The 21,333-nt window shown below is 63.3% G+C and carries 11 protein-coding genes, 2 pseudogenes and 1 CRISPR repeat array; of the genes and pseudogenes, 11 read left to right on the plus strand and 2 right to left on the minus strand.

The window, feature by feature from the left end:
• Positions 1 to 22: 22 nt before the first annotated feature.
• From ACILRB_RS09180 to ACILRB_RS09190, 3 genes and pseudogenes are all read left to right on the plus strand, one after another.
• Positions 23 to 1,039 carry a helix-turn-helix transcriptional regulator gene (locus ACILRB_RS09180; protein WP_395665990.1) on the plus strand — a complete coding sequence of 339 codons (1,017 nt, stop codon included), beginning with the start codon at positions 23 to 25 and terminating at the stop codon, positions 1,037 to 1,039.
• A gap of 96 nt (positions 1,040 to 1,135) precedes the next feature.
• Positions 1,136 to 3,478, plus strand: coding sequence for a DUF262 domain-containing protein (locus tag ACILRB_RS09185; RefSeq protein ID WP_395665991.1), 2,343 nt, complete (start codon positions 1,136 to 1,138; stop codon positions 3,476 to 3,478).
• Positions 3,479 to 3,675: 197 nt separating this feature from the next.
• Positions 3,676 to 4,434, plus strand: a pseudogene (locus ACILRB_RS09190) (IS5 family transposase); the annotation flags it as partial.
• A 4-nt stretch (positions 4,435 to 4,438) separates the two neighbouring features.
• On the opposite strand, the gene ACILRB_RS09195 reads toward ACILRB_RS09190, so the two are convergent.
• Positions 4,439 to 4,837 (minus strand): hypothetical protein, encoded by a 399-nt coding sequence (locus tag ACILRB_RS09195; RefSeq protein WP_395665992.1) that lies wholly within the window; start codon positions 4,835 to 4,837, stop codon positions 4,439 to 4,441.
• 159 nt (positions 4,838 to 4,996) lie between these two features.
• A pseudogene (locus tag ACILRB_RS09200) lies at positions 4,997 to 5,668 on the minus strand (IS256 family transposase); the annotation flags it as partial.
• Between the two features lie 209 nt (positions 5,669 to 5,877).
• On the opposite strand from ACILRB_RS09200, the gene cas3 reads away from it, so the two are divergent.
• From cas3 to cas2, 8 genes are all read left to right on the plus strand, one after another.
• A complete protein-coding gene (gene cas3 / locus ACILRB_RS09205; RefSeq protein WP_395665993.1) occupies positions 5,878 to 8,184 on the plus strand; it encodes a CRISPR-associated helicase Cas3' in 2,307 nt (768 codons plus the stop codon).
• A gap of 64 nt (positions 8,185 to 8,248) precedes the next feature.
• Positions 8,249 to 8,470 carry a hypothetical protein gene (locus tag ACILRB_RS09210; RefSeq protein ID WP_395665994.1) on the plus strand — a complete coding sequence of 74 codons (222 nt, stop codon included), beginning with the start codon at positions 8,249 to 8,251 and terminating at the stop codon, positions 8,468 to 8,470.
• Between the two features lie 176 nt (positions 8,471 to 8,646).
• Positions 8,647 to 9,330: a type I-C CRISPR-associated protein Cas5c gene (gene cas5c, locus ACILRB_RS09215; RefSeq protein WP_395666001.1), complete on the plus strand. Its 684-nt coding sequence runs from the start codon at positions 8,647 to 8,649 to the stop codon at positions 9,328 to 9,330.
• Positions 9,327 to 11,183, plus strand: coding sequence for a type I-C CRISPR-associated protein Cas8c/Csd1 (gene cas8c / locus ACILRB_RS09220; RefSeq protein ID WP_395665995.1), 1,857 nt, complete (start codon positions 9,327 to 9,329; stop codon positions 11,181 to 11,183). Before cas5c ends, cas8c begins: the two co-directional genes overlap by 4 nt.
• 4 nt (positions 11,184 to 11,187) lie before the next feature.
• A complete protein-coding gene (gene cas7c / locus ACILRB_RS09225; protein ID WP_395665996.1) occupies positions 11,188 to 12,069 on the plus strand; it encodes a type I-C CRISPR-associated protein Cas7/Csd2 in 882 nt (293 codons plus the stop codon).
• A 1-nt stretch (position 12,070) separates the two neighbouring features.
• Entirely contained in the window at positions 12,071 to 12,703 is a 633-nt protein-coding gene (cas4, locus tag ACILRB_RS09230) for a CRISPR-associated protein Cas4 (protein ID WP_395665997.1), read from the plus strand.
• Position 12,704: 1 nt separating this feature from the next.
• A complete protein-coding gene (gene cas1c, locus ACILRB_RS09235) occupies positions 12,705 to 13,751 on the plus strand; it encodes a type I-C CRISPR-associated endonuclease Cas1c (RefSeq protein ID WP_395665998.1) in 1,047 nt (348 codons plus the stop codon).
• Positions 13,752 to 13,759: 8 nt separating this feature from the next.
• Positions 13,760 to 14,050, plus strand: a complete 291-nt coding sequence (cas2, locus tag ACILRB_RS09240) for a CRISPR-associated endonuclease Cas2 (protein ID WP_395665999.1) — start codon at positions 13,760 to 13,762, stop codon at positions 14,048 to 14,050.
• Positions 14,051 to 14,257: 207 nt separating this feature from the next.
• A CRISPR array of direct repeats spans positions 14,258 to 21,322; the repeat unit is 32 nt; unit sequence GTCGCCCCTCGCGCAGGGGCGTGGATTGAAAC.
• The last annotated feature ends 11 nt before the right edge of the window (positions 21,323 to 21,333 follow it).

Genomic DNA, 21,333 nt, shown 5'->3' on the forward strand with positions numbered 1-21,333 from the left:
CGGAGGTTGGATCTCTCGGCCGATGCGCTATGAACCCTCGCAACGCCTGTTCCGGCTTGCCCGATCGCTGGCGGCAAGCCGCATCGGCCTGACCCTCGATGAAATGGCCGCCGAGATCGAAGTCAGCCGGAGAACCGCCGAGCGGTTGCGCGACGTGTTGGCGAATATGTTCCCCGAAATGGCGCCATGGGACGATGAAGAGCGGGTGCGGCGCTGGCGATTGCCGGGAAGCGCGCTGGTCGGCGTCATCGAACCCCGGGCCGAGGCGGTGGCGGCGATCGAGGTTTCGGCGCGGGAATGCGCCCTCCGGGGCGAGACCGAGCGCGCCGCGCTGTTGCGCGAAGCGTCGACCTCGTTGAAAGGCGTCATGCGGCCGGACGCCCTGCGTCGCTCGGAGCCCGATGTCGCCGCGCTGATGGAGGCCGAGGGCGTCGCGATGCGGCCGGGGCCGCGGCCGCTGCTCACGTCAGGCGTGCTGCCGACGCTGCGCCGGGCGATCCTCGGCATGCAGCTCGTGGTCATCCGATACGCCGGGTCGCATTCCGAGGAGCCGGCGACGCGCATCCTCTGCCCTTATGGCATTCTCCATGGCGGCCGCGGGTGGCTCGTCGCCCACGTCGACTCCCTGCCGGAAATGCGGCTGTGGCGACTCGACCGCATCGTCTCGCTCGATCTGCTCGATCGCAGCTTCACGCGCCGCGAGGACTTCGACCTCGCCGCCTATGCGGCGCAGTCCTTCGGCGTGTTTCAGGAGGAGCCGGTCGACGTCGTGCTGCGCTTCGCCCCGGCGGCCGCGAACGCCGCCGCCGGCTGGCGGTTTCATCCCTCGCAAAGCGTCGAGCGCGATACGGACGGCGCGCTGATCGTGCGCTTTTGCGCCGGCGGCATGCTGGAGATGTGTTGGCATCTGTTTACCTGGGGAGATGCGGTCGACGTGTTGGCGCCGCAACAGTTGCGCGCGAAGCTCGCGGCGCTCGCCGGCGCGGCGGCGGCGCATCATGGCAAGCCTGTCGTTCCCTTTGGACACGCAAAGACTTGAAATAGGACGCCCGACGCGGCAGGAGCGCCGCGGCCGCCGGCGTGGCGTGCTCTGCCTGACAGAATATGACGGCGGATGACAACATTGGAGTGTGCGGTGTCTGTAGATGATTGCGATCTGCTCGGCCCGGATCAGTTGGGCCAATTTGATAAATCGACCGTCATCGGAATGAAGCTGCTGGTTTTGGCCGAATGGGTGCGCAGGTCCGACCGCGTGCTGGAGGAAGGGGAAAACCCTGGCAAAATGCCGGTGCTCGCCATGCCGCCGATGCAACGGTCCGCCGTATGGCGGCCTAAACAGGTGCTCGATCTTTGGGACTCGCTGATGCGCGGCCTCCCGATCGGAACTTTTTATCTCCTAGACTATCGTAAAGCATGCCCGGGCAATGCGAGAAATGTAGTTTCGTTTGACAGCAACAAAACAACGCCGTCAGAATTTCCGGGCTTTGATCTGCTCGACGGCCAGCAGCGCTTGCGCGCCCTTTGCCTCGGCGTCCTTGGCCTTGGAAAGGACGAGCGGTGTCTTTGGGTCGATCTCGGCGCAAAAGCGGCGTCAGGGCTCCCGCGCCTTTACTTGACCTCGGCGGCTCAGCCGTTCGGCTACGATCCGGACACCGGGAGCAAATATGGAGTAAGTAAGCGACGCAGCGCGCGCAAAAATGTCGAACTGTCGACGCAGGACGCGACCGTCGAACAGATGATCAGAGATCGGAAGGCCATTTTGGTCAAAGAGGAAGGTGAACTTCGGATAGCCTATGACCGCGAGTTGTTCGGCGGACCGATCGCCCCTGAAGGCGTCCAGATTGGCCAGCCGCCGCTTCCCTTTGGCGCGACGGCCGGCAAGACTTTCAAACTTCACAAACTGCTTGCGGCGTGGCGTAAGCGTTCGCCGCTCAATGATGAGAAAGGGATCGAGGCTCTCCGTGAGAAGACGAAGTGCGATATCTCAGAATCACATTCCATTATTGATGCAGCGGTGCTCAAAGCGCTGCATCAGGCCTTCCTTAAGGTCGAGGACGCGCAAGTGGCGCTGTTGTGCGTCGATCCGACAAAATTCGACGACAAAGGAGAAGACCTTCTCATGCTGTTCGGGCGGATCGGAGCTGGCGGCGCTCCACTCACCCATGATGAGCAGCTGTTTTCGATTTACAAGCACCACTATCCGCAAATTCGCGATACTGTGAACGATATATTTGACAACGTCGGCCGCGTGCTGCCGCCGATCAAAATCGCGGTGACAGCATTGCGCATTGCAAATGCGGGCTTACATGAACAGCCTGATCAGGGTAATGGTGCGCCGAGCGTCCAGGATTTCGCCAAGGAAATGGCCGAGCGTTCGAGCGATCTGCGCGACGGGCTTCTGAAATTGATTCCTATGACGGGAGCTTCCGGCGACGGTGCGGAACAGGGACTTTTCTTCAGCAGCTTCGCGAGGGTCAGAGAACTATTGTCCCATGCGCCAAAGGCTGGCAGCTTCTGGGCGCCCGATGTCATGTTGGCCCAGCTACCGGCGGAACTTTGGCAAGTCCTCATCTTCTGGGCGACGAGGCGTCCGGACTCCGACTCTTGGGAGCAATCGCGTCGCGAAGCGGTCCGCTTCGCGTTATTTTGGCGCCTGAGCGTTGAAAACGACGAGAAAGCCGCAAACAGGTCCTTCAGATATCTCAAGCAACGCCAAAGCAAGACCCTCGAAAATTTCCCCGGCGCCGACCTTTATCGACTTCTCACCGGAGAAGCAGGAGGCGAAAGCTGTGCGACTGCCCTGATCTCGCCCGACCAGTTCCGAAATCAGCGTCGCCAGGACCAGGATGAGTCGATTTGGCGATCAGACGGAGAGCGATTTGGCGAGCACGCACATCGGAACGTTATCGCCTCCAACTGGTGGCGGTCGAAAAAAATGTTGCCCTGGCTGCAGCGCGACTACATCCGGGCGAAGTTTCCGGGATATGCGCCGCTCTCCGATCATGAGGACGACCTTCCCTATGACGTTGATCATATATGTCCGAAGAGTGATTGGAGGCTAGATTGGAGAAAGGAAAATAGTGACCGCTTTGACAAAATTGACGAGCCTGCCTTCAAGGCCATGCGAGACAATCGAGATGCTCTCGGCGATGGAGTTGGCAATTTGCGCCTGATCGCCTCGTGGGAAAACCGGCACGACCAGGATGCTCCAGTCGCCGGAAAAATGCGTTTTGTCGGGAATGACGCTGAACCTACTCAGGACGAGCTGAACGCGATGAAGGATTCAGCATTTCCGTTAGAGGACCGGGGCTTGTGGTTACGTGCGTCGGGAACAGACAGGAAATGGACCATGTACAGGCTTGCTGCATTCCAACAAGCCGTGGAGCGGCGCGCCGTGTGGCTATATAAGCGCTTCTACGATGATCTCGGTTACGAGTGCTGGACCTCACGGCGTGAGAACGACGCGCCGCCGGAGTGAAGATTGATGGATCAAGCGCCAGCAGCCATATCGCTGTTTCGTGCGACGGCGTGATCGGCGGCTGCCGCGCAACTGAACCCCGCCGGGTTTGCCGGTGGCTGATTGATGCTAGGCCGTGTTGACGAATAGGATTTCCATTTTGGCAAGGTTCTGATTCAAGGTCGCTTTCACGGGAGGCGGGCTTGATTCGGGGATTGATGTCGGATGAGGAATGGGCGTGTTTTGAGCCGTTCGTGACGGTTCGCGGCGCGCATGGCGGTCGGCGGCCGAGAGACCGTCGCCTCGTTCTCGATGGAATTTTCTGGATCGCCCGGACGGGCGCGCAGCGGCGCGATCTGCATGAGCATTTCGGCAAGTGGTGGTCGGTCTGCCGACAGTTCCGGCGCCGGACCCTGTCCGGGTTGTGGGACGTCCTGCTCGACGCCTTCAACGAGACCGGGGGCGTCGGCGAGAGCGTTCAGATGATCGACTCGACCATCGTCCGGGCGCATCATTGCGCCGCCGGCGCTAAAGGGGGACTTCGCGTCAGGGTCTTGGGCGCTCAAGAGGTGGCGTCACGGCCAAAAATCACCTCCGCACGAACGGCGAAGGATTGCCCATGGCGGCCGAGATCACGGCGGGCGAGGTCTCCGATTATTTGGGCTTCGACCCCTTGATGGAGGCGGAAGGGCCGCAGGCCAAGGTCGTGTTGGCTGATCGCGGCCATGATTCGGACCGTATTCGCAAAACTCTGGAGGAAAGAGGCGCCGCGAGCGTCATGCCGACCCGCCGGAGCCGCAAGATCCAAATCCCCGTCGACGGCTACATCTACGTCCTACGCGACCGCATTGAGCGCTGCTTCAGCAGGCTCAAGAATGCGCGACGCCTGGCGACCCGATACGACAAGACCGCAGCCAGCTATCTCGGCTTCGTCCAGATCGCCGCGATCCGCATATGGACCCGCACATTTGTCAACAGAACCTACGGCTTTGTTGCCATCCCTTGAAGCCGACGAAGCGGAGCGAGGGGGCCGAGCGGGATCAGCTCGAAGCTCATCAGATGGGCTTGGCCGAGCGGCAGCTTCTCAAGCATCTCATGGGCAACCACGGGATCGGTGACGTTCAGGATGAACACGACCCCATTGCCGTTCTGCTGCGAGTACCATTGGTCGATCTTGCCATCCAGATAGAGATTGGCTGTATCGCGAACCTCGTCCGGAAGGATTTCAAAGACTTTCTGCCGATCGACACCGGGGTTGAGGGTTCCGATGGCCAGAATTTTTGTCGTCGGTGTCGGTTGCATGGCGGCTTGTCCATATCCAGTCGTTGCGGTGGTGAGGCCGAGTATCATTGCGAAACCGGCGGCGAGAGAGAACTTCATTTTCTTTTCCTTTGTTGGTGGCTGACAGACGAAGTTGACTTAGAGCGCCTAACAAAACCATTTGCTAACCATGTTTGGCGGATCGTCTGGGCATGGCCAAGAAGCTGCCGCCCGACGCGGGACTGTCAGCTAGTTTGTGCCTGAGGCCGTTTTGCTTTGTCACTGGATGACGAAGCGTTCGCCGAAGACGACGGCGAATTGCGTTTTAGCGTCGACCCATTCGCGCGGCGGCCGTTTCCAGTCGGCGGCGGCGTGGTTCAAAACAAGATATAGCAGTTTCATCGCGGCGTCGTCATTGGGGAAATGGCCGCGCGTTCGCACCGCTCGCCGCAACTTGGCGTTCAAGGCCTCGATGGCGTTGGTCGTGTAGATGATCCGGCGCACGCTTTCCGGGTAGGCGAAGAACGGAACGACGTGCTCCCAGGCGCGTCGCCAGCTCTGCGCGATGGCCGGATGCTTCCTGCCCCAGAAGCCGGCGTCGAAATCTTCAAGGGCCTTGCGGCCGGCGTCGGCGTCTTTCGCCCGGTAGATCGCCCGCAGCGCCGGCACGACCGGCTTGCGATCCTTCCAGGAGACGAACTCCAGCGAATGGCGGATCAAATGCACGATGCAGGTCTGCACGATGGCCTGCGGAAAGACGGCGCTGATCGCCTCGGGGACTCCTTTGAGGCCGTCGACCACGGCGATCAGAATGTCACTGAGGCCGCGGTTCTTCACTTCGTTCATCACCCGCAGCCGGAATTTGGCTCCTTCCGTCTGCTCGATCCAAAGCCCGAGCATCCCCTTGGCGTCGTCCGGCAGAACGCCGAGGGCGATGTAGACGGCCTTGTTATAGCCATGCGATGATTCTCCATTTTCCATCAGCATGGCCCCAAGCACAGAATTTCTGACAGTCCCGCGTGGCGGCGCGACATCTCGAGAAAAGACGCCGAAGCGCCGGCCTCAGCCGAAAATCGATCGGACAAGCCGGGGCCGTCGCCACAGCCGCTACGCCGACAAAGACCTCACAAGCATCCACTCGACTTAGCAAAGGACCCGGCATGGCGATCTATGCGCATTCTGCTCCCTCGCCCGACGCGCCGGCGGAGCTTTTGGCCGATCATCTGGAGCAGGTCGCCCGACTTGCGCGGCAGCGCGGGGAAAAATTCGGCGCGGGCGACTGGGCGGAGACCGCGGCGCGGCTGCACGACTTCGGCAAGGTCGATCCCAAATTTCAGTCCCGCCTCAATGGCTCGCGCGAGCCTTTCGACCACTCAGGGCCGGGCGGCGCGCTCGCGTCGCGCCTCTATCATCCCCACGTCGCCGCGATCCTCGCGCCGATCATCGCCGGTCACCACACGGGACTGATGGACGCGACGCATGACGGCGAGGCGCCGGCCGGATCGATCACCCCGCTCGACGAGCGGCTGAAGGGCTGCGTCGCGCGCCTCGACGCACAGAAAAAGGCGTGGGAGGCGGAAGGCCTCTCCTATCCGCCGCAGCCGACGCCGTCGCGGCTCGCGACGCGCAGGGAAAACGACCGCGAGCGCGCCTTCGAGGCCGCGGCGTTTACCTTCTCCTTCTTTGCGCGCATGGTTTTCTCGACGCTTGTCGACGCCGACTTCATCGCGACGGAAAGCTTTTATGGCGAGAAGGACAGAGGCTTTTCCGACGTCTCGCTCGTCGACCTCAAGGCGCGGCTCGACGCCTATTTGCTGGAACGGAGCGAGAGCGCGCGGCGGAAGCGGCCCGGCGTCGTCAACGACGTCCGCGCGAAGGTGCTCGCCGCCTGCCGCTGCGCGGCGCAGCAGGCGCAAGGCGTCTTCACGCTCGCCGCTCCGACCGGCGCAGGCAAGACGCTCGCTTCGCTCGCCTTCGCGCTCGACCATGCGATCACCCATGGGCTCGACCGCGTCATCGTCGTCATTCCCTACACTTCCGTCGTCGAGCAGACCGCCGGCGTTTTTCGCGACGCGCTCAACCGCGACGACGTCGTTCTGGAGCATCATGGCGCCTTCGACGACGAGAAGCTCTCGCGCGAGGCGCCGGAAATGCAATTCAAGCTGCGGCTCGCGCAGGAGAACTGGGACGCCCCGATCGTCGTCACCACAGCCGTCCAGTTCTTCGAGAGCCTGTTTCACAACAGGACGTCGCGCTGCCGCAAGCTGCATAACATCGCGCGAAGCGTGGCGATCCTCGACGAAGCGCAGACGCTGCCCATATCCGTGCTGCGGCCGATCCTCGTGGCGATCGACGAGCTCGCCCGCAACTACAGAACGAGCGTCGTCCTCTCCACCGCGACGCAGCCGGCCGTTCTGGAAAACGCGGCCTCGGACAGGTCCTTCCCAGGTGGCCTGCGCGACGTCCGCCCCATTCTGCAGGACGAGACCCGGCTCTTTGAAATCTTGCGGCGCGTCGAGATCGAGAACGCCGGCCCGCTCGACGACGCGGCTCTCGCCGAGAGAATCGGCGAGGCGGACCAGATCCTGACCATCGTCAACACGCGGCGCCATGCGCGAGAGCTCTTTCGCCGGATCGCCGGGCTTGAGGGCGCCCGGCATCTTTCGACCATGATGTGCGCCGCCCACCGCGCCGCGGCGCTGGCGCGGATCAGGGAAGATCTCAAAGCGAAACGCCCCGTCAGGGTCGTCTCGACTTCGTTGATCGAGGCGGGCGTCGATATTGATTTTCCTCTGGTCATGCGCGCCGCGGCGGGCCTCGACCAGATCGCCCAGGCGGCCGGGCGCTGCAACCGCGAGGGCGAGCGCGCCCGCGAGGAAAGTTTCGTCACTGTCTTCGAATCCGAAGACGCCTATCGGCACAAGGAGATGGAGCAGCGCTGGGCGGCGACGAAATCTGTCCTGAGGCGCCTGGAAAACGGCGAACTGCCCGGCGCGCCGCTCGATCCGCCGGCGATCGAAGCCTATTTCAACGAGTGGTTCTGGACGAAGGACCGCCGCGAATTCGACCAGAACGGCCTGCTTGAGCTGCTCGCCGCCTATGCGCCGCGAAGGAAAGGCGAGGCGCTCAAGCTGCCGATGGAGTCGCTCGCGCGGCGTTTCAGCATGATCGACGACGCCATGGCGCCGATCATCATTCCCTTCGACGAGACGGCGCGCGAGCTCATCAACGCCTTGCGCCACGCGCAAAACGTCGGCGGCCTCGCGCGCAAGCTGCAGCGCTATCTTGTCAACATGCCGCCGCGCGACCGATCCGCCTTAATCCACCGTGGAGCGGCGGAAATCATTCGGCCCGACCAATTTGGCGAGCAGTTCGTGGTTCTCCCCGACCTTTCGCTTTACCGCGACGATGTTGGGCTTGACGTCTCCGATCCAACCTTCACTGAGGCGGGCTCGCTGGTGACGTAGGATCACAACTTACTTGAAATGCACTATGAGTCGCGCTACGACAGTCTCCGTCGAGGAGAAAACGATGCTGACCTTGCTCGGGGGACGATTTTCCTTGCTCGGGGGACGATTTTTTAGGGCTGGCCGATTTCATTTTTGGCTCAAGGCTGGAATTGAAATGTCGATCGGCGACCGTGCCGATGCGGCCGTTTCCGATCGGAAGAGCCATTTGATTGGCGGCAAGGAGCCGCCGAAAGACGCCCTGGATCCGATCGAACCCAACGCCGTCGGGACGCGCTCAATCTGACGTCTCCTTGTGGATTGCAACAAGTAGGTTGTGAAGAACGTTTAAACGTTCAGGGCGGTCCGCTTCTGGCGGATCGCCCACCCTCCTGCCACAAAAATATCCTGTTGATGAATGCGCCGGCGCATTGCGCGCCTGAGCGCAAGCGTCACCATCGCGCCATTGCAGAGGGGGCGCCCATGGCGGAGCCGGACAGGGATTTCGGTTTAAAATTACACGTCTGGGGCGAGCGCGCCTGTTTTACGCGACCGGAGATGAAGGTCGAGCGCGTCTCATATGACGTGATCACTCCTTCCGCCGCGCGCGGAATTCTCGAGGCGATTCACTGGAAGCCGGCGATCCGCTGGATCGTCGACCGCATCCATGTGTTGCGGCCGATCCGCTTTGAAAGCGTCAGGCGCAATGAAGTCGGCTCGAAGATCTCCGAATCCGCGGCCCGCGCGGCGATGCGGTCCGGCCACCTCGATGGTCTCGCCCTCGCCGTCGACGAGGATCGGCAACAGCGCGCGTCGACCGTGCTGCGCGACGTGGCCTATGTCATCGAGGCGCATTTCGAGCGTACGGCGAGATGGGGAGCGGACGACAATGACGCCAAGCATGTCGACATGGCCCGGCGGCGCGCCGCGGCCGGCCAGTGCTTCCAGCGGCCCTGTCTCGGCACGCGTGAATTCGCCGCCGACTTTTCGCTGCTCGACGGCGCCATGCCCGCGCCGCACGAAAGCCTCCTCGGGCGACGCGATCTCGGCTATATGTTGCTCGACATTGATTTCTCCGCCGGGGCCACGCCGGTGTTCTTCCGCGCCGAGATGGTCGATGGCGTGATCTCGCCGCCGCGCCTTGAGGATGCCGAGGCGCGCCGATGAGCATGCTGGCCGCCCTCATGCGCCGCTACGAGCGCATGGCCGCGCGGGGCAAGGCGCCGGTCACGGGCTATTCCGCAGAGAAGATCGGCTTCAACGTCGTTCTCGACAAGACCGGCGCGGTCGTCGACGTCGCGCCGCTCGGAACGATCGTCAGAGGCAAAAGCGCCCCGCGCGTCATGAGCGTGCCGCAACCCGTGAAGCGCGCATCCGGCGTCGCCGCAAATCTCCTGTGGGACAAGACGAGCTATGTGTTCGGCGCAGCCGATCCGGGCAAGCCGTCGAAGCGCGCCGAGCGCTCTGGGCAAAAGCCGGGAGCGGCGGAGTTCGACGCGTTCGCCCGCCGCCAGCGCGAGGCGATCGGCGAGACCTCCGACGATGGCCTCAGGGCGCTGCTCGCCTTTCTTGAGAACTGGGATTCTGAGCGCTACGCGAGCCTGCCGCACGCGCGGGACATGCTCGACGCCAATGTCGTCTTCAGCCTCGACGGCGACAAGGGCTGGCTGCACGATCGTCCGGCGGCGCACGCGCTGGTGGCGCGCGCAGGCGGCGACGGCGCCACGGGCTTCTGCCTCGTGCGCGGCGAGGAGGCGCCGGTCGCCCGCCTGCATCCGTCGATCAAGGGGGTGCGCGGCGCGCAATCCTCCGGCGCATCGATCGTATCGTTCAACCAGACCTCTTTCACCTCCTACGGCAAGGAGCAGGGCGACAACGCCCCCGTCTCGGAATACGCCGCATTCGCCTATTCGAGCGCGCTCAACATGCTGCTCGCCGACAGGCGCCATCGCGTGCAGATCGGCGACGCCTCGGTCGTGTTCTGGGCCGAGGCTGACGAGGGGGAGGACGCCGCCCCTGTCGAAGAGGTGTTCGGCTCGTTTTTCGGCGGCGCCTCCTTTGAGGCGGAAGAGGAGACGCCGGACGCGCCGAGCGCAAACGCGCAGGAGCGCGACCTCCTCGCCGCGCTCGACCAGATTGCGCATGGGCAGGCTCCCGGGCGGTCAATCGATCCCGCGACGAAATTCTATGTCCTCGGCCTCTCGCCCAACGCCGCCCGCATCTCCGTGCGGTTCTGGCTCGACACGACGATCGAGCAGCTCGCGGAGAAGCTTGCGCGGCATTTCGAGGATTTGCGGCTTGAGCCGCCAGCGTGGAAAAATAGCGGGGCGCCAACGATAAAGCGCTTAATTTATTGCCTCGCGGCGATTCGCCGGAACAGTGACGGCACTATAAAAATAATGACGAGCGACGAAAATCTTCGGTTTGAGCATGCTAACGCACATATCGCAGGAGAGCTGGCGCGGGCAATTCTCACGGGAGCGCGCTATCCTCTATCTATTCTTTCTACGCTCCTTATGCGGCTACGCGTGGATCGAGAAATAACACCACTGCGTGTTGCCCTGATCAAAGGTTCGCTTTGCCGATCATACGAGGGGATGCCTGTGTCAATCGACATTCAAGAGCGTAATATAGCTTACCGTCTAGGAAGGCTCTTTGGGATCTTAGAACGAATGCAAGCAGCTGCGCTCGGGCGACGAAACGCGACAATCCGCGACAAATTCTACGCGACAGCCTCAGCCACGCCCGCACGTGTGTTCCCAGCCCTAATCAGGAACGCAAAAAATCACTCAAAATCAATCCGTTCGAAAGTCGGCCCGGGATTGGCGGAATGGTTCGAAGACCGAATTGCCGAAGTTCTAAACGGACCTACGTTTGAATTCCCGAGGACGCTTTCACTCGATTGGCAAGGTCGATTTGCTATCGGTTACTACCATCAACGCGAAGCATTCAACAAAAAAACTGCGGCGGCCCCTATCGATTTGGATATTGCTGAGAATGTCGACGCCGACGAGGAATGATTCCATGCCCGCCATCAGCCATCGCTATGATTTCGTCTATCTCTTCGACGTCGCCAACGGCAATCCGAATGGGGATCCCGACGCCGGAAACATGCCGCGCCTCGATCCCGAAACCGGCCTTGGCCTCGTCACCGACGTCTGCCTCAAGCGCAAGGTCCGTAATTTCGTCGCCATGGCGCGCGGCGACGAGCCGGGGCATCGCATTTATATGGCTGAGCGCGCCGTCCTCAACCTCCAGCACCGCGAGGCCTACGCCGCGCTCGGGCTCGAGTCCGAAAAGAAAAAGCTGCCGAAGAAGGACGGTGACGCCCGCGCCCTCACCCGGTGGATGTGTGACAACTTCTACGATATTCGCGCCTTCGGCGCGGTGATGTCGACGGAAGTCAATGTCGGCCAAGTGCGCGGGCCCGTCCAGCTCACCTTCGCGCAGTCTCTCGACCCGATCGTGCCGCTCGAAATATCGATCACCCGCTCCTCCGTCACCAACGAAGCCGACGCGCTGAAAAACGACCGCACCATGGGCCGCAAACACATCGTGCCTTATGGGCTCTACCGCGCGCATGGCTTCGTTTCTGCTCGCCTCGCCAATGATTCGCGCAAGGGCACGGGCTTTTCCGAGGATGATCTCGCCCTGTTCTGGCGCGCGCTTGCAGAAATGTTCGACCATGACCGGTCCGCCGCGCGCGGCGAGATGACCGCGCGACGCCTGATCGTGTTCGAGCACGAAAGCGATCTTGGCGACGCGCCTGCGCACAAGCTTTTCGAGCGGGTGAGCGTCGCGCGGGCCAATGGCGCCGAAGGTCCGCCGCGGTCTTATGCCGATTATCGCGTGGCGGTAGACGACGCCGATCTGCCGGCGCGGGTGAAACTGTTGGAGCTTGTCTGAGATGGAGGTGGCGGAGGAGGAGTTCATCCCGTTGTCCGCGCTTCAGCACATGCTCTATTGCCCACGCCAGTGCGCGCTCATTCATGTCGAGCAGGTTTGGAGCGAGAATCGCTTCACCGCCGAGGGGCGGATACTGCACGAGCGCGCCGACGAGCCGGGCGGCGCACGGCGCCGGGGCGCGCGGATCGCGCGCGCCATGCCGATCCGCTCCCGCGCGCTCGGTGTGTCGGGCGTCGCCGATATAGTCGAGCTTAGAGAGATCGAAGGACGATCGCGTCCCTTTCCGGTCGAATATAAGCGCGGCTCGCCAAAAGCGCATCGCGCGGATGAAGTCCAACTCTGCGCCCAGGCTTTCGCGCTCGAGGAGATGTTCGACGTCGAGACGCCCGAGGGCGCGCTGTTTTATGGCGAGACGCGGCGGCGTGTCGTGGTCGCCTTCGACGCGCCGCTACGCGATCTGACGCGTGAGACGGCGGTCGCCGCGCGCGCCATGATTCTCTCCGGATCGACGCCTCACGCCGTCTATGAAGCCAGGCGCTGCCGCGCGTGCTCGCTTCTTGAAGTCTGCGCGCCAAAGGCGACGGCCGACGGCGGCCATGTGGCGCGCTGGATCGAGCGGATGGCGGGAGTGTGAGATGGTCGATCGCCGCTACCTCAACACACTCTATGTCTCGACGGAAGGCGCCTATCTGCGCAAAGACGGGGAGAATGCGGTGGTGGAGATCGACGGCGTCGAACGGCTGCGCGCGCCATTACACAAACTCGGCGCGATCGCGCCCATGGGCCGCGTAGGTGTTTCGACCGGCCTGGTGGCGGCGGCGATGGAGTCAGGGATCGCCATCACGTATTTTTCCGAGAGCGGCCGCTTTCTTGCGCGTGTCGAGGGTCCGGTTTCTGGAAATGTGCTGTTGCGCCGAGATCAGTTTCGAGCGCATGAAAGCGGCGAGACAAGCGTGAAATTCGCAGCGGCGATCGTCATCGCCAAGACCTCGAATCAGCGTGCTGTGCTACAGCGCGCCTTGCGCGACCATGGAGCGGTGTTGGAGCCGACCCAGCGCGGCGCGCTCGAAAATGTCGTCGACGCGCTGGCGGATGCTGCACGGCGTTGTCTGAAGTCGCGTCCGCTCGACGAGGTGCGTGGAATTGAGGGCGAGGCCGCCCGTGGCTATTTCAGCGTCTTCGATCTGTTGATCCGGACGGGCGACGAAGGCCTTCGTTTCAAAGCGCGTTCGCGTCGTCCTCCTCTCGACCCCATCAACGCCTTGCTGTCCTTTCTATATACTCTGCTTGTCCACGACTGCCGTTCGGCGTTGGAAGGCGTGGGGCTCGACCCCGCGGTCGGCTTTCTTCATCGGCTGCGTCCCGGCCGTCCAAGCCTTGCGCTCGACTTGATGGAGGAATTACGACCGCACGTCGCTGACAGGCTCGCGCTGACGCTTCTCAATCGTGGAGAATTGGGCGCGCGCGATTTTCGCGCATTCGACAATGGCGCGACGCTTCTTGAGGACGCCGCGAGAAAGCGTGTGCTGATCGCCTATCAGGAGCGAAAGCGCGAGGAGATCGAACATCCCTTTTTGAAGGAGAAGACGCCGATCGGATTGCTGCCGCATCTTCAGGCTCAACTCCTGGCGAAGGCCGTGCGCGGAGATCTTGACGGATATCCGCCGATGATCTGGAAATAGGCGCGGTCGTGATGGTGCTTGTCAGCTATGACGTCGAGACGACGACGTCTGCGGGCCGCAGGAGATTGCGTCGGATCGCCAAAGCTTGCCGCGACCTTGGCCAGCGCGTGCAATATTCGGTGTTCGAATGCGAAGTCGATCCCGCGCAGTGGACGACGTTGCGCGCGCGTCTTGTCAAAGAGATGGACGCCGAAAAGGACAGCTTGCGCTTCTACTTCCTGGGCGCGAATTGGCGTCGCCGGGTGGAGCACGTCGGCGCGAAGCCAGCCGTCGATTTCGACGCGCCGATGATCTTATGAATCCTGTTTGACAATCTCTCTCGTTTTCCTGAGCGCGAACCGCAAGCGGCCTCGACCCACGACTGCGGTTCGCGGCGCAGAATGCCCTTTTATAACAAAGCCGTACTGCTTTGATCGACGGTCGCCCCGACGCATCGAGGCCATGCTATGTGGGTTCGCGCGAGAGAAGCCATTTTCTTTGTGGCCTCCATGCGTTACGAAACGGGGGTCGCCCCTCGCGCAGGGGCGTGGATTGAAACACAGACGCGGCGATCTTGTTAGCCTTTGCAATTGTCGCCCCTCGCGCAGGGGCGTGGATTGAAACCTCATCCGCGCACCTCATAGATGTGCTCGAATTTCCGGTCGCCCCTCGCGCAGGGGCGTGGATTGAAACCTGCGGCGCGGCCTGACGCCTAATCAGGCCGCGAGTCGCGCCCCTCGCGCAGGGGCGTGGATTGAAACGCCGCCATGTCCATCAGGGCTATCTGTAGTATTGCGTCGCCCCTCGCGCAGGGGCGTGGATTGAAACACAATCAACGCGACGGCGCTCGTCACCTTTTTAGCGTGTCGCCCCTCGCGCAGGGGCGTGGATTGAAACTGCCCGATGCCGGTCGGATCGCTGTTGGCGAACGCCGGTCGCCCCTCGCGCAGGGGCGTGGATTGAAACGGCTCCATCACTGATGCGCCTACCTATGTCACCGGGTCGCCCCTCGCGCAGGGGCGTGGATTGAAACCACGCGCCGGCCGGGGCGCAGCTTGTCGTAGAGTCGCCCCTCGCGCAGGGGCGTGGATTGAAACTCCTCAAATGATGCAATCGCCCAGTCGAAAAGGGTCGCCCCTCGCGCAGGGGCGTGGATTGAAACTACGTACCTAGTTTAGTTTGACACTAGAAGGGGGGTCGCCCCTCGCGCAGGGGCGTGGATTGAAACTCAAACAGGCCTGGGAGCTCCTCACGGACGAGGCGGTCGCCCCTCGCGCAGGGGCGTGGATTGAAACATAATCGACCCCACCTTGGACAATGAAGCCGAGGTGTCGCCCCTCGCGCAGGGGCGTGGATTGAAACTTGGCCGCGTTGGAAGATATGCCGGGAGCGCTAACGTCGCCCCTCGCGCAGGGGCGTGGATTGAAACATCTCCAGCGCCTGAGCTTCGGCGGCAAGGTGGCGTCGCCCCTCGCGCAGGGGCGTGGATTGAAACGACCTTGTTGAGCCCGCTCATCGTGCGGCCCCGCGTCGCCCCTCGCGCAGGGGCGTGGATTGAAACATCGCGACCCCGATCCCCTACTCGTTCCAGCCGAGTCGCCCCTCGCGCAGGGGCGTGGATTGAAACAAGGCTGCGAGCGTGTGGCTCGAGCCCCTGCCGGAGTCGCCCCTCGCGCAGGGGCGTGGATTGAAACATGTCCTCTAATTAGAGGACATTTGCTAGCTTGTGTCGCCCCTCGCGCAGGGGCGTGGATTGAAACATCGTCCTGATGCGGGGCGAGCATTGAGCGGCCTGTCGCCCCTCGCGCAGGGGCGTGGATTGAAACGTCAGCATATGTGTTCCCCGGCATGGCCTGCTGGAAGTCGCCCCTCGCGCAGGGGCGTGGATTGAAACACCCCCTGCTCCTTGAAGAACGACTCGATCTGTCCGGTCGCCCCTCGCGCAGGGGCGTGGATTGAAACATGGAACCTGTTGACCATTTCCCGGCTGACCACCAGTCGCCCCTCGCGCAGGGGCGTGGATTGAAACATCACGAAATAAGCCGCTCCGGCGATCAACACGACGGTCGCCCCTCGCGCAGGGGCGTGGATTGAAACAGGTTCAGCGGGCGCCTCTGGTTCTGGCGCCGGCGTCGCCCCTCGCGCAGGGGCGTGGATTGAAACTCGCTCAGTTTAGATCAGATGGCCGCCGTGGAAGCGGTCGCCCCTCGCGCAGGGGCGTGGATTGAAACAAACTCGCGGCCGTCGTCCATGCCGAGCTCAACGCGTCGCCCCTCGCGCAGGGGCGTGGATTGAAACGTAACGTTGCTCGTCGCTGTGGCGGCCTGTTTGTTTGTCGCCCCTCGCGCAGGGGCGTGGATTGAAACCGCTGCGCCCGCGACTCGCCGATCGGGAATATGTCGTCGCCCCTCGCGCAGGGGCGTGGATTGAAACGTCCATCGCCGCTTCGCGTAGTTCCGGCCGCGCAAGTCGCCCCTCGCGCAGGGGCGTGGATTGAAACCCATTCGCCGCCGCGCATGGACGGTAGATCGGCTGGTCGCCCCTCGCGCAGGGGCGTGGATTGAAACACGACCGGGAGGCGCTGACGAGTGTCTGGTTACAGGGTCGCCCCTCGCGCAGGGGCGTGGATTGAAACTACGAGGCGCTGCAGGCGGCCGTGCTCGGACACAGGGTCGCCCCTCGCGCAGGGGCGTGGATTGAAACCCGCTGTTGTCGAAATAGATCGACTGCACCGCGTGAAGTCGCCCCTCGCGCAGGGGCGTGGATTGAAACTTCATGGAGCGACAGAAGCGCCCTCAAAAAGAGAAGTCGCCCCTCGCGCAGGGGCGTGGATTGAAACGGAGCGTAATCGCTCTAGAGCGCCTGCGCGCGCTGTCGCCCCTCGCGCAGGGGTGTGGATTGAAACAGCCGCTTCCGCCTCGCCGACTTCCAGATGACAACGTCGCCCTCGCGCAGGGGCGTGGATTGAAACTGATCCGCAACATCGTCAAGGGGATCGGTATCAACCGTCGCCCCTCGCGCAGGGGCGTGGATTGAAACTTCTCGGTCCAGTGCGATCGGGTGAGACGCAGGTCGAGGTCGCCCCTCGCGCAGGGGCGTGGATTGAAAACCTTGAGCAGGTCGGCGACAGCGTGCGCCTTGATTTGTCGCCCCTCGCGCAGGGGCGTGGATTGAAACTGATCCGCAACATCGTCAAGGGGATCGGTATCAACCGTCGCCCCTCGCGCAGGGGCGTGGATTGAAACTTCTCGGTCCAGTGCGATCGGGTGAGACGCAGGTCGAGGTCGCCCCTCGCGCAGGGGCGTGGATTGAAACCTTGAGCAGGTCGGCGACAGCGTGCGCCTTGATTTGTCGCCCCTCGCGCAGGGGCGTGGATTGAAACTCGCCAAGCGGCGTGTAGACGCCCGTGGCCGGGCGTCGCCCCTCGCGCAGGGGCGTGGATTGAAACGAACCTGTTAACAATGTCGCCGGTATCGTCGAGATTGTCGCCCCTCGCGCAGGGGCGTGGATTGAAACTGGATCGGCGTAATTTTCGCGGCGAAGTTGGGGGTCGCCCCTCGCGCAGGGGCGTGGATTGAAACACAATCAACGCGACGGCGTTAGTCGCCTTTCTGGTCGCCCCTCGCGCAGGGGCGTGGATTGAAACAGAATTTGTGCCGTCGGACCGGGCAGAGTGGGATGTCGCCCCTCGCGCAGGGGCGTGGATTGAAACGATCCAGAAGCGCTTGATGAGGCCGACGTTTCGCGGGTCGCCCCTCGCGCAGGGGCGTGGATTGAAACTGAGGCGCATCACGGTCGCCTCGGTCGTCAGCGTGTCGCCCCTCGCGCAGGGGCGTGGATTGAAACGTCTAGCTCACGTAGATTCGGCGCTTGACGGTCCGGTCGCCCCTCGCGCAGGGGCGTGGATTGAAACTCGTCTTGGCCCAAAAGATCGCGGCCGGGATCGAGTCGCCCCTCGCGCAGGGGCGTGGATTGAAACGCCTTCGCCGCCGCCGTATCGAGTTCGTCCCGGAGTCGCCCCTCGCGCAGGGGCGTGGATTGAAACCTCATCCGCTCGGCATTTCGCGCCGCGAACTCTGGGGTCGCCCCTCGCGCAGGGGCGTGGATTGAAACCGCCCCGGCCGCGCCGCCGCTTCCGCCGCTTGCCACGGTCGCCCCTCGCGCAGGGGCGTGGATTGAAACTAAGACTGACGACAAATGGCGCCCCTCGGGGCGCCGTCGCCCCTCGCGCAGGGGCGTGGATTGAAACTAGGCTGTTGTAAACGATATTGCTAATCTCGCTCGAGTCGCCCCTCGCGCAGGGGCGTGGATTGAAACTGTCGGTCAACTTCCTCGTCGGCATAAATGCCAGAGGTCGCCCCTCGCGCAGGGGCGTGGATTGAAACCTGGATGACGTTATAGGTCGTCCAAAGGTCGTCTCGTCGCCCCTCGCGCAGGGGCGTGGATTGAAACAGGCAGCGGATGCGGAAAAGTCCAGCCATGAGCGTCGCCCCTCGCGCAGGGGCGTGGATTGAAACAGCTACGACGCGACGCAAATTCTGATGGATTGGGTCGCCCCTCGCGCAGGGGCGTGGATTGAAACGTCGCCTACGCGCTGTATGCGATTGGCGTGTCTTGTCGCCCCTCGCGCAGGGGCGTGGATTGAAACCGTCAGTCATGATGCTACCTCAATTTGGGGAAAGTCGCCCCTCGCGCAGGGGCGTGGATTGAAACCATGTATCATATCCATTTCTTGCGAGGCCGAAGCGTCGCCCCTCGCGCAGGGGCGTGGATTGAAACGACGTAATCCATCGCGAGCGCGTCGCCGTTGACAATGTCGCCCCTCGCGCAGGGGCGTGGATTGAAACGACGTGGCCTGCGATCCCGCGCGAACATTCGGCGAAGTCGCCCCTCGCGCAGGGGCGTGGATTGAAACATCGCCGACTGCGTCGAGGTCTGCCCGGGCCATGAGTCGCCCCTCGCGCAGGGGCGTGGATTGAAACGCGAGCTGGGCCGCGGCGCCCGCCGCGATGTCATGGTCGCCCCTCGCGCAGGGGCGTGGATTGAAACCACACGACGACATTATGCCATTCGGTGCGCTCCGTCGCCCCTCGCGCAGGGGCGTGGATTGAAACTCCGCCGCGCTGCGTTCGCTCGCCGGAGCCGATGGTCGCCCCTCGCGCAGGGGCGTGGATTGAAACACGCAGGTCGCCGCGCCGGAGCCTTTGCCCGGTCCGTCGCCCCTCGCGCAGGGGCGTGGATTGAAACATGCCGTTAATGCCGCCCGGATAGGGCCACGGCTCAGTCGCCCCTCGCGCAGGGGCGTGGATTGAAACAGACGATGTCCGACGATCAGATCAGCCGCGCCGAGCGTCGCCCCTCGCGCAGGGGCGTGGATTGAAACTGGTAGACATTGATCGTCATGTTGGTGATCTTGGTCGCCCCTCGCGCAGGGGCGTGGATTGAAACAGCAACTCGTCGCCCTTATACTCGACGATCACGAACGTCGCCCCTCGCGCAGGGGCGTGGATTGAAACGCCGCCACCACATTCGGATCGGCGGTCATGGCGTGTCGCCCCTCGCGCAGGGGCGTGGATTGAAACAGCAGGATAATGTTGACGAGCGCCGAGCCATGCGAGGTCGCCCCTCGCGCAGGGGCGTGGATTGAAACGTCGCCTACGCACTGTATGCGATTGGCGTATCCTGTCGCCCCTCGCGCAGGGGCGTGGATTGAAACGCGTTGATGACGGATGCCGCGCGCGGCGAAGTGTCGTCGCCCCTCGCGCAGGGGCGTGGATTGAAACTCCGAATGCGTCGCCAAGGGCGCTCAACACCGACGGTCGCCCCTCGCGCAGGGGCGTGGATTGAAACCCAACGCAATGGGGCAACCCGTTCACGGTGGAGGTCGCCCCTCGCGCAGGGGCGTGGATTGAAACATCCACGCGGCCACGGCGCTGGTCAATCGCGGCGTGTCGCCCCTCGCGCAGGGGCGTGGATTGAAACATCGCGACGCCGATCCCCTACTCGTTCCAGCCAAGTCGCCCCTCGCGCAGGGGCGTGGATTGAAACTCGCCAAGCGGCGCGAAACCAAAATGCAAGAGAAGTCGCCCCTCGCGCAGGGGCGTGGATTGAAACTCAAACTGATGTCGCCGGACAACAAGCGGAGGCGGTCGCCCCTCGCGCAGGGGCGTGGATTGAAACGCGACGAGACGTTGCCGCTGGCATGGCTACGCGAGTCGCCCCTCGCGCAGGGGCGTGGATTGAAACGATTTTTATAATGTCGCCTACGTCGATGTTATCGAGTCGCCCCTCGCGCAGGGGCGTGGATTGAAACATTACAAGCCCGCCCGTGCTACACTACTACCCGGACGGTCGCCCCTCGCGCAGGGGCGTGGATTGAAACAACCGCATCATGAACGGGCTCGTCGGCCGCGCGGGAGTCGCCCCTCGCGCAGGGGCGTGGATTGAAACAGGATGACCAGGTAGTGATAATGGGCGGACATTGGTCGCCCCTCGCGCAGGGGCGTGGATTGAAACGGAGCGTAATCGCTCTAGAGCGCCTGCGCGCGCTCGTCGCCCCTCGCGCAGGGGCGTGGATTGAAACGCGCAGGGAACGGCCAACAGCGAGGACACGACTTAGTCGCCCCTCGCGCAGGGGCGTGGATTGAAACTTCCGGCAACTCGATCATCATGCCTGTCGCCGGCGGTCGCCCCTCGCGCAGGGGCGTGGATTGAAACTTCGCAGACGGGCGACCTTGTGCATCCGGCCCCCGGTCGCCCCTCGCGCAGGGGCGTGGATTGAAACGTTCCAGACCGGTTCGACGGGCTACCAGCCAAGCGAGTCGCCCCTCGCGCAGGGGCGTGGATTGAAACGATCCCGGCGCCGAATTGAGCGCGGCGCAGCTGCGCGTCGCCCCTCGCGCAGGGGCGTGGATTGAAACCGACACGGATAACGGCAAGCGCCTGCTGGCGCAGTCGCCCCTCGCGCAGGGGCGTGGATTGAAACTACGAAGTGCCGGTAGCCTACAGCGATGCCGATCGTCGCCCCTCGCGCAGGGGCGTGGATTGAAACGCCGCCACCACATTCGGATCGGCGGTCATGGCGTACGTCGCCCCTCGCGCAGGGGCGTGGATTGAAACCATCGAACGCCGGCGCTTGTTGATCCCGCCGTTGTGTCGCCCCTCGCGCAGGGGCGTGGATTGAAACGACCATGAAGCGCGCGAAGTCGGGCGCGCCGCCCTGTCGCCCCTCGCGCAGGGGCGTGGATTGAAACGATCGAACGCGCGGCGGCTCAGTGTTACCTTGCGCTGGTCGCCCCTCGCGCAGGGGCGTGGATTGAAACACGGGCCTCAGCTCGCTGCCCAACGTGATGATGGGGTCGCCCCTCGCGCAGGGGCGTGGATTGAAACCAGACGGTCGCCGGCGTGGTGGCGGGCTCGGGCGCGTGTCGCCCCTCGCGCAGGGGCGTGGATTGTAACTCGGCTGGCCTGAGCTGGCTAGCGCAGCAAGCCGGCGTCGCCCCTCGCGCAGGGGCGTGGATTGAAACCATCCTCGAACAGCGGCGTCGGCGCTATCGTCGCGTCGCCCCTCGCGCAGGGGCGTGGATTGAAACATGCGGAGATC

The sequence above is a fragment of the Methylocella sp. genome (genome assembly GCF_044226135.1).
GTDB lineage: Bacteria > Pseudomonadota > Alphaproteobacteria > Rhizobiales > Beijerinckiaceae > Methylocapsa.

Bases quoted from the DNA above. Each gene is read 5' to 3' on its own strand.
- ACILRB_RS09195 (WP_395665992.1), bottom strand. From the start codon at position 4,837: ATGAAGTTCTCTCTCGCCGCCGGTTTCGCAATGATACTCGGCCTCACC.
- cas5c (WP_395666001.1), top strand. From the start codon at position 8,647: ATGGCGGAGCCGGACAGGGATTTCGGTTTAAAATTACACGTCTGGGGC.
- ACILRB_RS09210 (WP_395665994.1), top strand. From the start codon at position 8,249: ATGCTGACCTTGCTCGGGGGACGATTTTCCTTGCTCGGGGGACGATTT.
- cas1c (WP_395665998.1), top strand. From the start codon at position 12,705: ATGGTCGATCGCCGCTACCTCAACACACTCTATGTCTCGACGGAAGGC.
- cas3 (WP_395665993.1), top strand. From the start codon at position 5,878: ATGGCGATCTATGCGCATTCTGCTCCCTCGCCCGACGCGCCGGCGGAG.
- cas7c (WP_395665996.1), top strand. From the start codon at position 11,188: ATGCCCGCCATCAGCCATCGCTATGATTTCGTCTATCTCTTCGACGTC.
- cas8c (WP_395665995.1), top strand. From the start codon at position 9,327: ATGAGCATGCTGGCCGCCCTCATGCGCCGCTACGAGCGCATGGCCGCG.
- ACILRB_RS09180 (WP_395665990.1), top strand. From the start codon at position 23: ATGCGCTATGAACCCTCGCAACGCCTGTTCCGGCTTGCCCGATCGCTG.
- cas4 (WP_395665997.1), top strand. From the start codon at position 12,071: ATGGAGGTGGCGGAGGAGGAGTTCATCCCGTTGTCCGCGCTTCAGCAC.